The sequence below is a fragment of the Fulvivirga marina genome, from assembly GCF_016775155.1.
Classification (GTDB): Bacteria; Bacteroidota; Bacteroidia; order Cytophagales; family Cyclobacteriaceae; genus Fulvivirga; species Fulvivirga marina.
This window is the reverse complement of the sequence record NZ_JAEUGD010000042.1, coordinates 121166-136616: the sequence shown is the minus strand read 5'-3', so window position 1 is coordinate 136616 and position 15451 is coordinate 121166. Positions and strand designations below refer to the sequence as shown.

At 39.3% G+C, this 15451-nt stretch carries 11 protein-coding genes; 4 read left to right on the top strand and 7 right to left on the bottom strand.

Annotated features, from left to right (window positions below):
- The first annotated feature begins 13 nt into the window (after positions 1 to 13).
- The 4 genes from sov (at position 14) to JMN32_RS11330 (ending at position 8799) form a co-directional block, all read left to right on the top strand.
- Positions 14 to 7240, top strand: a complete 7227-nt coding sequence (gene sov / locus JMN32_RS11345; RefSeq protein WP_238354439.1) for a T9SS outer membrane translocon Sov/SprA — start codon at positions 14 to 16, stop codon at positions 7238 to 7240.
- A 57-nt stretch (positions 7241 to 7297) separates the two neighbouring features.
- Positions 7298 to 7678 carry a glycine cleavage system protein GcvH gene (gcvH, locus tag JMN32_RS11340; protein ID WP_202856446.1) on the top strand — a complete coding sequence of 127 codons (381 nt, stop codon included), beginning with the start codon at positions 7298 to 7300 and terminating at the stop codon, positions 7676 to 7678.
- 5 nt (positions 7679 to 7683) lie between these two features.
- On the top strand, positions 7684 to 8052 hold the full coding sequence (locus JMN32_RS11335; protein WP_202856445.1) for a VanZ family protein: 369 nt from the start codon (positions 7684 to 7686) through the stop codon (positions 8050 to 8052).
- Positions 8053 to 8124: 72 nt separating this feature from the next.
- On the top strand, positions 8125 to 8799 hold the full coding sequence (locus tag JMN32_RS11330) for an energy transducer TonB (protein ID WP_202856444.1): 675 nt from the start codon (positions 8125 to 8127) through the stop codon (positions 8797 to 8799).
- 568 nt (positions 8800 to 9367) lie between these two features.
- Here the strand turns inward: JMN32_RS11330 and chrA are convergent.
- The 7 genes from chrA to JMN32_RS11295 form a co-directional block, all read right to left on the bottom strand.
- Complete coding sequence (chrA, locus tag JMN32_RS11325) at positions 9368 to 10543, bottom strand: chromate efflux transporter (RefSeq protein WP_202856443.1); 1176 nt, start codon at positions 10541 to 10543, stop codon at positions 9368 to 9370.
- Between the two features lie 8 nt (positions 10544 to 10551).
- Positions 10552 to 11523: an isopenicillin N synthase family dioxygenase gene (locus tag JMN32_RS11320; protein ID WP_202856442.1), complete on the bottom strand. Its 972-nt coding sequence runs from the start codon at positions 11521 to 11523 to the stop codon at positions 10552 to 10554.
- A 138-nt stretch (positions 11524 to 11661) separates the two neighbouring features.
- A complete protein-coding gene (gene rpsJ, locus JMN32_RS11315) occupies positions 11662 to 11967 on the bottom strand; it encodes a 30S ribosomal protein S10 (protein ID WP_009581876.1) in 306 nt (101 codons plus the stop codon).
- A gap of 11 nt (positions 11968 to 11978) precedes the next feature.
- Entirely contained in the window at positions 11979 to 14093 is a 2115-nt protein-coding gene (fusA, locus tag JMN32_RS11310) for an elongation factor G (protein ID WP_202856441.1), read from the bottom strand.
- 11 nt (positions 14094 to 14104) lie between these two features.
- Positions 14105 to 14572, bottom strand: coding sequence for a 30S ribosomal protein S7 (gene rpsG / locus JMN32_RS11305; protein WP_202856440.1), 468 nt, complete (start codon positions 14570 to 14572; stop codon positions 14105 to 14107).
- Between the two features lie 14 nt (positions 14573 to 14586).
- Positions 14587 to 14961: a 30S ribosomal protein S12 gene (rpsL, locus tag JMN32_RS11300; RefSeq protein WP_009581870.1), complete on the bottom strand. Its 375-nt coding sequence runs from the start codon at positions 14959 to 14961 to the stop codon at positions 14587 to 14589.
- A gap of 159 nt (positions 14962 to 15120) precedes the next feature.
- Complete coding sequence (locus JMN32_RS11295; RefSeq protein ID WP_202856439.1) at positions 15121 to 15450, bottom strand: DUF3467 domain-containing protein; 330 nt, start codon at positions 15448 to 15450, stop codon at positions 15121 to 15123.
- Position 15451: the final 1 nt, after the last annotated feature.

Genomic DNA, 15451 nt, shown 5'->3' with positions numbered 1-15451 from the left:
TAATACTTACGTTTTGATTTCAAAGAGAATCTATAAATCGCTCTCGGCTATTCTATGCGCTTACGTGATTTGCTCTGGATTTACCTATGAGGAAGATCCAAAGAATAAAAGCTTTAACCTTTCAAATTCTACGAAAAAGTATTTGATAAAGTTGCAGCAACAAGACACTACAAAACTTGATTCAGCAAAAAACGAACAATACGAGCCATCAAGAAAGCCAACGTTTCAACCTAAAGATCGCTTAGGGGACCCATTCAGCAATGTTACTAGTCCATCACCTCTATTGCTGCAAGATCCGGCTAGTCTTCAGTTAGATGTTGAAATTGACACCGGTATGAACTACACCATCTATGAAAAGATAGGTGATTTAAATTACCGACCAACCTCTTCTATGACCTTTGAAGAGTTCAAGCGATATCAGGAACGACAACAACTAAAAGATTACTGGAAAAACAGATCAGCAGGATTAGATGGAGAAAGTGCTGTAAGTGGCAGAAATCTTATACCTCCTATTTATGTGAGCCCTATATTTGATCGAATCTTTGGGGGCACATATGTTGAGATCATTCCAAGGGGTTTTGTTACCCTGGATTTTGGGGGTAGATGGCAAAGGATCAACAACCCCAATATCCCTATTCGACAACAGAGAAGTGGGGGATTTGAATTTGATCAGCAAATAAGTATGAACGTGGTCGGAAAGATCGGCGAGAAACTTCAGGTTACCGCAAATTTTGACAACAATAACTCCTTCGACTTTGAAAACAACCTTAAAGTAGAGTACACTGGATATGAAGAAGATATTCTTCAAAAACTTGAAATCGGTAATGTAAGTCTTCCGCTTAATAATAGCCTGATTACGGGGGCACAGAACCTATTTGGTATTAAAGCGCAGATGCAATTTGGAGACCTCTATGTCACCAGTGTTGCTTCAACGCAAAGAGGAAAATCAGAATCAATAACTATTGATGGTGGTGGTGTTCAGGGGCGTGAATTTGAGATACGAGCATCAAACTATGATGAAAACAGGCATTTCTTTCTTGGGCATTTTTTCCGAGATAATTATGAAAAATGGCTGAGTAGCATACCCTTTGTAAATTCAGGAGTAAATGTAACTCGTGTCGAAGTTTATGTAGTTAATAGAAACAATGACACCCAAACCTTAAGAAACGTGGTTGGCCTCATGGATTTGGCAGAACCCAACACTGCAAATATTTACCGCGATGCAGTTGTCTCCCCTACAGCAGGAGCTACGGCCAACTACAATGGAGCAAACACACTTTTTCAACAACTTCTTGGTTTAAACAGCAGAAACGCAGATGATATAACTTCACGGCTTGAAAGCCTTTTTGGAGCTCAATCGAACGGTTTGGATTTTGAAAAAATAAGCAGTGCACGTAAACTAGCTCCAAATGAATATGTCGTAAATTCTCGTCTGGGGTATATCACACTTTTTAGAAAGCTGCAAAATGATGAAGCTCTCGCAGTAGCATACGAATACACCTATAATGGAAAAAGCTATAAAGTAGGTGAACTATCCGAAGATTATTCTAATCTTAATGAAGATCAGGTCGTATTCCTAAAACTCCTTAGGCCACGGAAAATCAACATTACAGACGCACAAGATAATAGAGTTCCTACATGGGACTTGATGATGAAAAACATCTACAACCTCAATGGAACCAACATTGCGGAAGAAGGTTTCCAACTCAGAGTAATTTATCGTGATGATAACACTGGAATAGATAATCCACAGCTCCAGCAAGGTGTAACGGCCAGTACAAAACCATTGATTGAAATCTTTGGTCTGGATAGGCTTAATCAAAATGAAGACCCTACAAGAGATGGTAATTTTGACTATGTAGAAGGAGTAACTATTGAACCGGAATCCGGCTTGATCATCTTCCCATACTTACAGCCATTCGATGACCCCCTGCGTAACGAATTTCAACCCCAAGAGCAAGGACTGGTAGAAAAATACGTTTACGAAGAACTGTATAACAAAACAAGAAACGATGCCGAACTAGTTTCTGGAAAGAATAAGTATGTAATCATGGGTCGCTTCCAGGCCGGATCGACTAATGAAATTGTTATTCCGGGATTTAATATTGCAGAAGGATCCGTTAGGGTTTATGCCGGAGGCTCTCCATTGCAGGAGGGTGTTGATTACCAAGTTGACTATACTTTTGGTAAAGTGAATATCATCAATGAAGGAGTACTCAACTCAGGCAAGCAACTGACCATTTCATACGAAAAAGCTGACCTTTTCAATTTTCAGTCAAGAACACTGTTGGGAACCAGATTGGATTACAAAGTAGATGATGATATCACCCTTGGGGCTACATTACTTCATTTAAATGAAAGGCCTCTGATATCCAGGGTGAGTGTTGGTAATGAACCAACTAGAAACACAAAATATGGCTTTGATATTAACATAAGGAAAGACTCTCGCTTCATTACAAAAATGCTTGACAAGCTACCTCTAATTCAAACCAAGGAACCATCAAGCATTACATTCAACGCTGAATTTGCTCAGCTAATACCTGGGACATCCAACGTTGTGGATGGCGAGGGCACCTCCTATATTGATGATTTTGAGAATACAGCAACGCCATTTGCGCTAGGCAATCCTAACAGCTGGAAGTTGGCTTCTACCCCTCGCACTTCTGATAACAGGTTCAATGGTTCCAATCGGAATAATCTGGAGTATGGATATAAACGAGCTAAAGTCGCCTGGTATCAAGTTGATAATCTTTTCTACCGTAGTGACAGAAGAAAGCCAGAAGGAATTTCGGATGAAGATCTTAAAAATCATTACATAAGACAGGTAACACCACAGGAAATCTTCCCTAACCTTGACCCAAATGTTATTAATATTCAACCCATCTTTGATATTGCATACTATCCTGCAGAAAGAGGGCAGTATAATTTAAACCCTGCGGTGGCCGGAACTGACGGTGTATTTACTAACTCCAGTGAAATAAGATCAAACTGGGGGGGTATGACCAATGCTATTCGCTCGGAAGTAGATTTTGACAAGTCAAATGTAGAGTACATTGAGTTTTGGTTAATGGATCCGTTCATCAACTCACCCTACGGAAATATTGATGATGGCAGGGGAAACAACAAACCAAACACTACTGGTGGAGATCTCTATTTTAACCTTGGCTCCATTTCTGAAGACTTGGTACCAGATGGAAAGCATGCCTTTGAAAATGGTCTGCCTGCCAATGGCTTTGACATCACCAACCCAATAGGAGCTAAAGAGACCTCTCCTTGGGGCTTTGTTACAACTCAGCAATATCTCACCAACGCATTTGATAATTCAGAGTCAGCAAGAGCAAATCAGGACGTAGGTTTTGATGGTTTGAGCAATGAAGAAGAAAAGTTATATGGACCATTTCAAGCCTTTGCAAACTTCCCTGACCCAACAGCCGATGACTTTACTTATTTCCTGGGAGACGAACTTGACTCAAAAGATGCTGGAATCCTGGAGCGATATAAGAATTTTAATGGTATAGAAAACAACTCTCCGGTAGTCACCAATAATACTGGACTCTACACACCTTCAGCCACTACAATTCCGGACAATGAGGACTTAAATAGTGATAACACCCTCAATGAGTTGGAGGAGTATTATGAATACAAAATTGATCTTGATCCGAACCAATTAGAAAGCCATGAATATGTGGTGGACAAAGTAAGCAAACAAGTAAATGGAGATGAAGTAACATGGTACTTGTTCAGAATACCGATCAGACAACCTGATGCAACTTATGGAGGTATATCAGGGTTCAAATCAATCAAGTACTTAAGAACCTATCTTACTAACTTTTCTGAACCTGTAGTGCTTAGAATGGCAAACTTTCGCTTTGTGGCAAGTCGATGGAGAAGGTATGATAACTCATTAGCGGACCCTAAATTCAATCAGGTTAATGAAGCAGAGGACTTCACCAACCTCACTGTTTCTGTTGTAAACGTTGAAGAAAATGGCGCCGGTAGCGAGACATTATCACCATATGTATTACCTCCTGGTTTTAACAGGGACCGAGATAATACGTCTTCAGTGGAAAGAAGATTAAATGAGCAATCTCTCCAAGTATGCGTTGAAGACCTGGAGGATGGAAATGCTCGTGCTGTTTACAAGCAAGTAGCTCTTGACCTAATCAACTATGGCAGAATAAAAATGTTCTTGCACGCAGACAGTCAAGACGCAGAGGATGATGAAGTTACAGCATTTTTAAGGTTAGGCTCTGATGTGGACTCCAACTATTACGAAATAGAAGTACCTCTTAAAATTACTGAACCCGGAGCTATACTGGCAGAAGACATCTGGCCTGTCGAGAATGAGATTGATATAGATATAGAAGCCCTCTACGCACTTAAATCACAGCGTGATAGGGAAAACATATCTAAAAGAGAGCTCTTCCCCCTCAGTGGACCAAAAGATGTCGGCAATAACAGAATTAGATTAAGGGGTAATCCTGATATGAGTGCAGTCACCTGGCTTACCATTGGTATCAGGAATCCCCGATCTGACGGGGCGGCTAAATCAGTATGTATATGGGCCAATGAGTTAAGGGTAACCGACTTTGATAGGACCAAAGGGTGGGCTGCCAATGCAACCCTAAATACCAAATTAGCAGACTTTGCTAATATAACAGCCACTGCAAGGCACACTACATTTGGTTTTGGCGGTATTCAATCAAAGATTGCCGAACGTACGCGAGAAGAAACTACCTCTTACGACGTTTCAGCTAACGTTACATTGGACAAGCTGCTCCCAGAGCAGCTGGGTTTAAAGATCCCAATGTATGTCAGCTACGAAAAAACGACCATTAAGCCAAAGTTCGACCCAGCCAATCCGGACATTACGTTAGACGCAACGCTGCAGTCATTGGAAACAGAAGAAGAACGCAGAGAATACGAAGATCAGGTAACTGATGAAACCACGAGAAGGAGCATAAACTTTACTAATGTGCGCAAAGTAAAGGTAAAACCTGATGCAAAAAAGCATATTTATGATGTTGAAAATCTGTCATTTACCTATGCCTATAGTGAAATGATACGAACAAATTTCAACTTACAGCAGCAACTCCAGGAAAACCACAATGCCGCTGTTGCATATAATTACAGTCCTCAAGTGCTCCCTTGGGAGCCTTTCAAGGATATTAAATTCCTTAAATCACCATTTTTGAAGTTAATCAAAGACTTCAATTTCACACCAGTCCCAACGAACATTTCAGTAAGAGGTGAATTAAGACGAGAGTTCCGAAAAACGGTTTATCGCAATAACCCTGATGTTTACAATAGTGACCTTGTAAATATGGAGAAGTATTTCACATTTAACCGTACTTATAACCTACAATGGGACATTACGAAAAGCTTGTCTCTAGATTACAATGCCAGGGCCAATGCAATCATTGATGAACCAGACAGCGATCCTAGGGGAGGTAATAGTCTAAGCACAAACGAGTATATTACCGCAGACCAATACAGAGATTCGGTAATGACCAACCTAAAAAATCTGGGTCGAATGAAAAACTTTGACCAGACGGTTAGTGCAAACTACCGTCTTCCCCTTGACAAACTACCTATTACCGACTGGACAAGCGCCGAATACAGGTATCAAGCTGGTTTCTCATGGACAGCAGGACCAATTAACCGACCAGATAGTCTCGATTTCGGAAATACCATTCAAAATAGCCGAGACAATACAATAAGCGGGAAGATAGACTTGATTAAGCTATATAATAAAATCTCTTTTCTTAAAGAGATCAACTCTCCTTCAAGAAGCACGAGAAGGAGCTCCCTTAGACAAACCAATGTACAAGACACAACTCAACAGGCCCCAAAAGCTGAAAACAAGGGTTTGAAGGGCTTCTTCCGGTTGTTAATGTCTGTAAGGTCTATCAATGCTACTTATACGCTTCGTGAAGGTACGTTGATCCCTGGGTACATGCCTCGAGCATTCCTTTTCGGGATGGACAGCAGTTGGAACGAACCAGGCCTGCCATTCATTCTCGGATCCCAGGACCCTGACATCCGGTTTGAACTTCAGAAAGCAGGAGCCTTAACAACTAATAATGAATTAACAGCTCCTTTTACTCAAACCAAAACTCAGGATTATAATATAAGAGCCAACATTGAACCACTGAAAGACTTGAAGGTGCAGTTAGACGTGCGAAAAACAAAGAGCTCTTCATATGAAGAAATTTTCAGAAATGTTGCAGATGATGGAGAAGACCCCTTCTTTGCGTCTTTAAACCCCAGTAGATCCGGGGCTTATTCAGTTTCATACATGAGTATCAAAACAGCTTTTAGCAGAGATGATGATGATAACAATTCGGATATATTTCAAGATTTTGAAGCCAATAGGTTTGATATTCTCAGCAGGTTCAATGAAAAAACAGGGATAGTATATGATACTAATTCTCAGGATGTGATTATTCCAGCCTTCATAGCAGCTTATACAGGAAAAAATGCAAGTGATGTTAGTTTAAGTCCATTCCCTGAAACCCCATTACCTAACTGGAGAGTTGATTATACAGGGCTAAGCCGAATCCCGGCACTTCAGAAGATATTTCAGTCTGTAGGCATTACACACGGATACCAATCAAATTATACTGTTTCAAATTATAGCAACTCATTGCAATATACTGAAGGGTTAGAACTGGACAGAAATATAGAGCGCTATAATGATTCGGAGTTTGGCAGCCTCAACAGCGAGGGAGAACTAGTACCTGTTTATATCATTAGTCAAGTAATGATTAGCGAACAGTTTTCTCCACTAATTGGAATTAACATTAGAACAAAAAGTAGACTAACAGCAAAGGCTGAGTATAAGACGAAACGCGATGTTGCACTTAATATTACAAACGCCCAGGTAACAGAGGTAAGGAGTAACGATATTGTTCTCGAAGTAGGCTTTACAAAAGCTAATTTTAAACTTCCTTTTAAATCACAAGGTAGAGTAATCTCATTGAAAAATGACCTTACCTTCAGAATGAACTTCACTATCAGGGATACGGAAACTATCCAAAGGAAAATTAATGAAGTAAATACCATCACTAATGGAGGCCTCAACATCCAACTAAGGCCCAACATCAGTTATGTATTAAATGAAAAGCTTAATCTGCAGTTTTACTTTGAGCGCAACATTAACGAACCAAAAATATCAAATTCTTACAGGCGGGCAACAACCCGGTTGGGAGTTCAGATACGCTTTAGTTTAGCTCAATAAAAATTTCTGCATTAGGAAAAAGAGTGTATTTTTGAGCCAAAATTTAACAACAAAGATATGAACATTCCGAACGAATTAAAGTACACAAAGGATCATGAATGGGTGAAAATTGATGGCGATACGGCCATTGTTGGAGTTACAGATTTTGCTCAGGGAGAGCTTGGTGACATTGTTTATGTTGAAATTGAAACCGAAGGAGACGAGGTAGAAAGAGGCGAAGTTTTTGGTACTGTAGAAGCTGTAAAAACAGTATCTGACCTATTTATGCCTCTTAGCGGTACTGTAGAAGAAGTAAACTCCGAACTAGAATCAGCCCCTGAGTTAGTTAACGAAGATCCTTATGAAAAGGGATGGATGATTAAAATCAAACTATCTGATCAGTCAGAAATTGATGACTTGTTAAGTGCAGACGCTTACAAAGAAGTAATAGGCGGCTAATTTACATGCTAAACAAGTATCTGATAGGATCGATAATTTGGGCCATTTTAATCCTAATCCTAACACTAACCCCTGGTAAATCTGTTCCCGACTTATCCATCTTTTCATATGACAAACTAGGACATGGGTTTGTATTTTTTGTTCTGACGTTTCTGCTAATTAGCGGATTATATGAAAACTTGAAAGGTTCCATCAGAAAAAAAAGGGCCATTTATATCGGAATAACTATTGCAGCTAGCTACGGTTTTTTGATTGAAGGCATGCAAAGTATTATACCTGACAGGTCCATGGAGACATATGATGCTGTGGCTAATGTGGCAGGATGTTTTTTGGGATTATTGCTGTTTAATATACGTAATAAGTTAAAAGCTTGATTGAAAATTGATTAAGTTTTGTATATTTGAAAACACGACTTATTTTGATTTTAAATAAAGAGTACATTAATAATGGAAGCTAAAAAGACAGAAAAAGCTAACCTTGGCAAGAAAACTGGTCTTTTCTTCAACATTGGTTTGCTAGTTACCATGTGCTTAGTGGTATTGGCCTTCGAATGGAAAAACTATGAAGAAGGGGATTTAGTTGACCTTGGACAGGTACAAGATGATTTTGAGGACTTGCTGGAAATACCCCCTACCGAGCAGCCACCTCCCCCACCACCAAAAATTCAGCAACCTGAAATTATAGAGGTTCCTGATGAGGAGGAAATTGAAGAAGAGATTGAGGTAGACCTCGATGTTGAAATTACTGAAGAAGAAGTTATTGAAGACATTGTAATAGAAGAGGCTCCTGAAGAAGAGGTTGCCGAAGAGGTATTTATGATTGTAGAAGATCCTGCAACACCTCCAGGTGGTTACGAGGCTTTCTACAAATATGTGGCTGACAAACTAAAATACCCTGCTCAAGCCAGACGTATGGGTATAGAAGGTAAAGTATACGTTCAATTTGTTGTTGATAAAGATGGTTCTCTCACTGAAGTTCAAGCTGTAAAAGGTATTGGGGCTGGTTGTGATGAAGAGGCAGTGAGGGTTATTAAAGGAGCCCCGAAATGGAGCCCCCCAAAACAAAGAGGGAAACCAGTAAAACAAAGAATTATATTACCAATTACCTTTAAATTAGGATAATATTAGAACCCGGTTAAAACCGGGTTTCTTTTTGGCTAAATCAACTAACTCTTTAGTTTAATCTATCTAATCAGCTGATGCGACTTAAATTAAAAACATAAGCATTTGTGTGTATACAAATGATTTATTTTAGCATAGATTTTAGGTTCTGGAAACATAGTAAAAAGCACCCCATTCAACTGCGTATTAAAAAACCTGACATTATATAATGTTCTAGGTGAAGACCAGGCTAAAGGATATAGTACAAGAAAGGTCACCTGAAGAAGAAATGTAAATCAAGCACCCCAAATAGTAGAACAATCCCACAGTTCCGGAACAAGTTTATCATTTTTATAAATAGCCATCAAGCTCTCTACGCCAGACAGGAACCGGAACAGTATCCCTTTCTTTGTTCAATTTGAGGTTACCAGGCAAAGCAAAATAAACGATTCTCAGGCAGCCATAGGACTTAGAGCAACAACAATGAAATAACTAAAACAGGCTTTTATACAACTCTACGAAACAAAGCGATGTGCTCGAAAGTCAGAGAATAATGATGCAAATAGTATGAGACCTTCAATAAAATTCTTTATAAAACAAACCCTGCTCCCAGACCTACTAATATAATTATTGGAGCTGGTATTTTTGTAAATGCAAGTACCGCAAACGTTCCTATAGTAATTAAGATATTCTGAAGATTAGGGTCAAGAGGAAGAAACATTAGAACAGCAGCTGTTATAACCATACCTGAACTAGCAGCATTAATACCTTCTAACGATGCCTTCACGATACGGTACTTTTTAAGACCTTCCCAGAACCTAATAACAAAAAATATTAGAAACGTTCCTGGTAAAAATATCCCAATTGAAGCAACAAGTGCACCTAGTATTTGTCCACCAAAACCAAAACCTCGCATTGACAGCGCACCTATGTAAGCACAAAACGAAAAAACTGGTCCGGGAACCGACTGCACTAGTGCATAGCCCGTTAAAAACTCCTCAGAAGTCAAATATCGCTTGAATTCTACAAATTCTGTATAGAGTAGTGGTATTAATACTTGCCCTCCTCCAAAGATCAGACTGCCACTACGATAAAAGTTCTCCAGCAAGCGTACAGGAAGATACCTTGTAACACCTCCTAATGCAGCTATAAAAACAAAGAATCCTGCCCACAAGATAAAGTTAGCCCATTGTATTTTTATTCTATCCTTCTCTTCAATGGGTTGAGATTTATACTTAAAGGCTGTAAAGGCACCACCCGCAAGTATTAATATTGGGAACACGAAAGGTGACCTAAAAAGAAATGATCCAATGGCCGAAAGAAGTAAAATCACCACGGCTGTTTTGGTCTTAATAACTTTCTTGCTAATTTTCAGTCCCGCATAGCTAACAAACCCTACGGCCATGGGTTGGATAAATTTTGTAAACTCAGTAGACATATTTTGAGACTGCAAATGACTCATTGTAATCCCAGCAATAGTCATTAATGTAACAGCCGGTATCATCCACACTAGCAAAGTCAAATAAGCAAGATTGGGGCCACCTATCCTAAAACCAATTGCAGTAACTGTTTGGGTGGAAGTAGGCCCCGGTAATATTTGACACAAAGCATTAAGCTCTATTAAGTCTTCTTCAGACAAATATCTTCTCTTCGCGACCATAAGATCAAACATAAGCGCAACGTGCGCCTGAGGACCGCCAAAGGCGCTTAATGCCAACACCAAAACGTCTTTCAGGAAGATATAATATCGTACCCTCTTTATCAACGCTCAGGTTATTTCTTAAGGCCTATCTCCGCTAATCTCTGGTCAAGGAATTGTCCTGCAGTAATATCGTCAAACTCCTTAGGATGATTTGAATCAACACAATTCTCAAGACAGGTTAAATCCATTTCAGACCTAGGATGCATAAAAAATGGAATAGAATATCTAGATGTTTTCATCTGCTCCTTAGGAGGGTTAACCACTCTATGAATCGTAGACTTTAATTTCTTATTGGTATGTCTTTCCAACATATCACCTACGTTGACAACCAGCTGCTCAGGAAGCGCTGTAATAGGTATCCATTTACCATCTCTCCTTAAAACTTGAAGGCCATCGGCACTTGCACCCATTAAGAGAGTTATAAGGTTAATATCTCCATGCTCAGCTGCTCTAACAGCATCATCTGGTACCGCCTCTGGATTATCAATAGGAAAATAATGTATAGGTCTTAATATGCTGTTTCCATTCTTAACCTTATTATCAAAATAGCTCTCCTCAAGACCAAGGTATAGAGCTATCGCTCTCAACATTTCAACACCTGTCTTTTCCAACCGCTTGTATACTTCTAAGCCTATGGCCTCTAAGTCAGGCACTTCATCGACCCAAACATTGTCAGGGTACTCCTCCTTTATAGGATCATTGTCCGTTACCTCCTGCCCAATATGGAAAAACTCTTTTAGGTCACCTGTTTTTCTTCCTTTGGCATGCTCCTTTCCTTTGCCTATATAACCTCGCTGACCTGCCAGTCCATCAATTTCATATTTTTGCTTAACATCATCTGACAGCGAAAAAAACTTCTGTATAGCTGCATATAACTTTTGAGATAACTCTTCGGTGAGGTAGTGATTCTTAATTGCTACAAAACCTATATTATTATAAGCTTCTCCTAGGTCATTTACAAATTTGCTCCTGCGAGCTTCATCACCACTATTGAAATCTGCAAGATCAAGTGATGGTACTTCATCATATAATATATCACTCATAAATTAGCGTTTTAATTACTATGCTAAATTAAATGAATTAATTTAAATAAAGCTATAGTGGGCTAGACTAGAGCCTCAATAATACAAAAGGCCGATACAATGTATCAGCCTTTTTATCTTTAATCTCAGTATGCCTACTTAGACTTTGATCTCCACATCTACCCCACTTGGAAGCTCAAGCTTCATTAGAGCGTCAACAGTTTTTGTGCTGTTTGAATAGATATCAACTAGTCTTTTGTAAGTACAAAGCTGAAACTGCTCTCTCGACTTTTTATTTACGTGAGGTGATCTCAACACTGTAAATTTTTCCTTTATTGTCGGAAGAGGAATAGGTCCGCTTACTACTGCACCAGTAGTCTTCACAGCTCTCACAATTTTCTCAGATGATTTATCAACCAAATTGTGATCGTATGACTTAAGTTTTATTCTAATTTTCTGATTCATAGCTTTATTAATTAAACGGCTGCTCCTTTAACTTCTTCTATTACTTTGTCAGCAAGGTTCTTAGGAACTGGATCGTAGTGTGAGAACGTCAACGATGCAGTAGCTCTACCTGAAGTAATAGTTCTAAGGTCAGTAACATACCCGAACAGTTCTGATAAAGGCACATCAGCTTTAATAACCTGAGCAGCTCCTTTGGTATCCATACCTTTCATCAATCCCCTACGCTTGTTCAAATCACCTGTAACTGAACCTGTATACTCATCAGGAGTCACCACTTCTACCTTCATAATTGGTTCTAGTAGTTGAGGTCCTGCTTGCTTAGCAGCAGCTTTGAATCCTAGCCTAGCCGCTAACTCAAAAGAAAGGGCATCTGAGTCAACATCGTGGAAACTTCCGTGGTACAACTCAACTTTCATAGCCTCAATTGGGTATCCTGCCAAAGGTCCGTTGCTCATAGCCTGATCGAAACCTTTTTGAATGGCTGGGATAAACTCTTTTGGTATCACACCACCTGTAATACTATTAACGAATTGTAATCCTGGCTTAATCACTCCATCCTCATCTGGATCGGCTGGACTTAATTTGAAGACGATATCGGCAAACTTACCTTTACCACCGGTCTGCTTTTTGTATACCTCCTTATGATCAACCAGCGAAGTTATAGTTTCCTTGTATGCTACTTGAGGAGCACCTTGGTTAACTTCTACTTTGAACTCTCTTTTCAAACGATCCATGATGATATCTAAGTGAAGCTCACCCATACCCCTTAGGATAGTCTGACCAGTTTCTTCATCTGTATTTACTTGTAGCGTAGGATCTTCCTCAACGAGCTTAGCAATTGCCATACCCATTTTATCAACATCGGCCTGAGTTTTAGGCTCAATTGCGTATCCAATTACAGGCTCAGGGAATACCATTGACTCGAGAACAATTTTATGATTCTCGTTACAAAGCGTATCTCCTGTCTTTATATCCTTAAAACCTACTACTGCAGCTATATCACCAGCATGCAACTGTTCAATTTGATTTTGCTTGTTAGCATGCATTTGGAAAATACGAGAAATTCTTTCCTTTTTATTCGTACGGGTATTAAACACATACGAACCTGAATCAAGTAGCCCAGAATACGATCTCACAAAACATAGACGACCTACGAATGGGTCGGTAGCAATCTTAAATGCCAATGCTGAGAAAGGTTCTTCAGTTGAAGGCTTTCTAGAGATTTTCTCGTCTGTATCTGGATTTACACCAACAATATTATCTCTATCTAACGGAGATGGTAAAAGCTCCATTACATAGTTTAGCATAGTTTGTACTCCTTTATTTTTAAAGGCTGAACCACACATCATTGGCACGAAAGCCAAGTCAATGGTAGCTTTTCTCAAAGCTGCCACTACTTCATCTCTAGATATTGAATCAGGATCCTCAAAGTATTTTTCCATTAAAGTCTCATCGTACTCGGCAACAGACTCTAATAAATGCTCTCTATACTCATCCACCTCTTCCTTCATATCCTCAGGAATGTCAATTTCGTTGAATGTCATTCCCATGTCATCCTCGTTCCAAACCATTGCTTTCATTTCAACAAGGTCTACAACTCCTTTGAAAGAAGCTTCAGCTCCAATTGGTAATTGAAGTGGAACTGCTTTAGTACCTAACATCTCCTTAACCTGCTTACACACGTTTAAGAAATCGGCACCGTCACGGTCCATTTTATTTACAAATCCGATTCTAGCAACTTTATAATTATCTGCAAGTCTCCAGTTAGTTTCTGATTGAGGCTCAACACCATCAACCGCACTAAATAAGAAAACTAAACCATCCAATACCCTCAAAGATCTATTCACCTCAACCGTAAAGTCAACGTGTCCAGGAGTATCAATAATATTAATATGATAATTGTCACCTTTGTAAGGCCAGAATACTGTTGTCGCAGCAGAAGTAATTGTAATACCCCTTTCTTGCTCCTGCTCCATCCAGTCCATAGTTGCAGCACCGTCGTGTACCTCTCCTATCTTGTGGCTTACTCCAGTATAATACAGGATTCGCTCTGTAGTAGTAGTTTTTCCAGCATCGATGTGTGCAGCGATACCTATGTTTCTCGTTAATCTAAGATCTCTTGCCATTGTAACAGATATTAAAATCTAAAGTGTGAAAATGCCTTATTCGCCTCAGCCATTCTGTGCGTATCATCCTTTTTCTTAACTGCAGCACCTTCTCCTTTTGAAGCTGCAATAATCTCACCCGCCAGTCTGTCTCTCATAGTCTTTTCTCCACGAAGACGAGCATATCTAATCATCCATTTAATTCCCAGAGTGATCTTCCTTTCAGGTCTAACCTCCATTGGCACCTGAAATGTTGCGCCCCCAACTCTTCTACTCTTAACCTCAACAGAAGGCATGATATTATTTAGAGCTTTTTTCCAAGTCTCCAAGCCATTTTCTCCTGTCTTACTTTCTACTTGCTCCATAGCCTCGTAGAAAATAGCATAAGCAGTACTCTTTTTACCGTCAATCATTAGATAGTTAACAAACTTGGTAACAAGAGTATCCTGAAATTTAGGATCTGGCAGGATATACCTTTTCTTTGGTTTAGCTTTTCTCATTATTTTCTACTTATTTATTTCTTGGGCCTTTTAGCACCATATTTTGATCTTCTTTGCAACCTACCATTAACACCAGCAGTATCCAGTGCACCTCTAATGATATGATATCTTACACCTGGCAAGTCCTTTACTCTTCCCCCTCTGATCAATACGATCGAGTGTTCCTGTAAATTATGGCCTTCGCCCGGTATATAAGCGTTAACTTCTTTACCGTTTGTTAATCTTACCCTTGCCACTTTTCTCATAGCAGAGTTAGGCTTCTTAGGTGTAGTAGTGTACACCCTGGTACAAACACCTCGCCTTTGTGGACATGAATCAAGAGCAGGCGATTTGGATTTAGTTACCAACTTCTTTCTACCCTTTCTAACCAATTGTTGAATAGTAGGCATTTATATTTCTTTCTTTAGTTTTTATTCCATTTTAAAATTCGGACTGCAAAGTTAAAAAAAACAGTCTTACTTATCAAATACTTTATATAATAAATTCAACCCGAAGCAATACTTCGGGTTGAATTTATTTTCTATTGATACACAGATTCCTTCAGTGTATCAGGCCTCCCCAACAGTCCCTCCAAAATTAATTGGAAATTTAGGGGCTTCTTCAGTCTTTTTAATGGGACCAAAAGTCTCTTCGTACTTATGAATATTTTCATTCAAAGCCGTTAGTAACCGTTTTGCATGTTCAGGAGTTATTACTATCCTGGACTTAACTTTTGCCTTTGGTACACCCGGCATCAGACGAATAAAGTCTATAACGAATTCGCTATTCGAATGGGCTATCATCGCCAGATTCGAATAAACTCCTTCGGCAACCTCTTCAGATAATTCGATGTTTATCTGATTGGGATTCTCTTTTTTTTCTTTATTATCCTCAGCCATT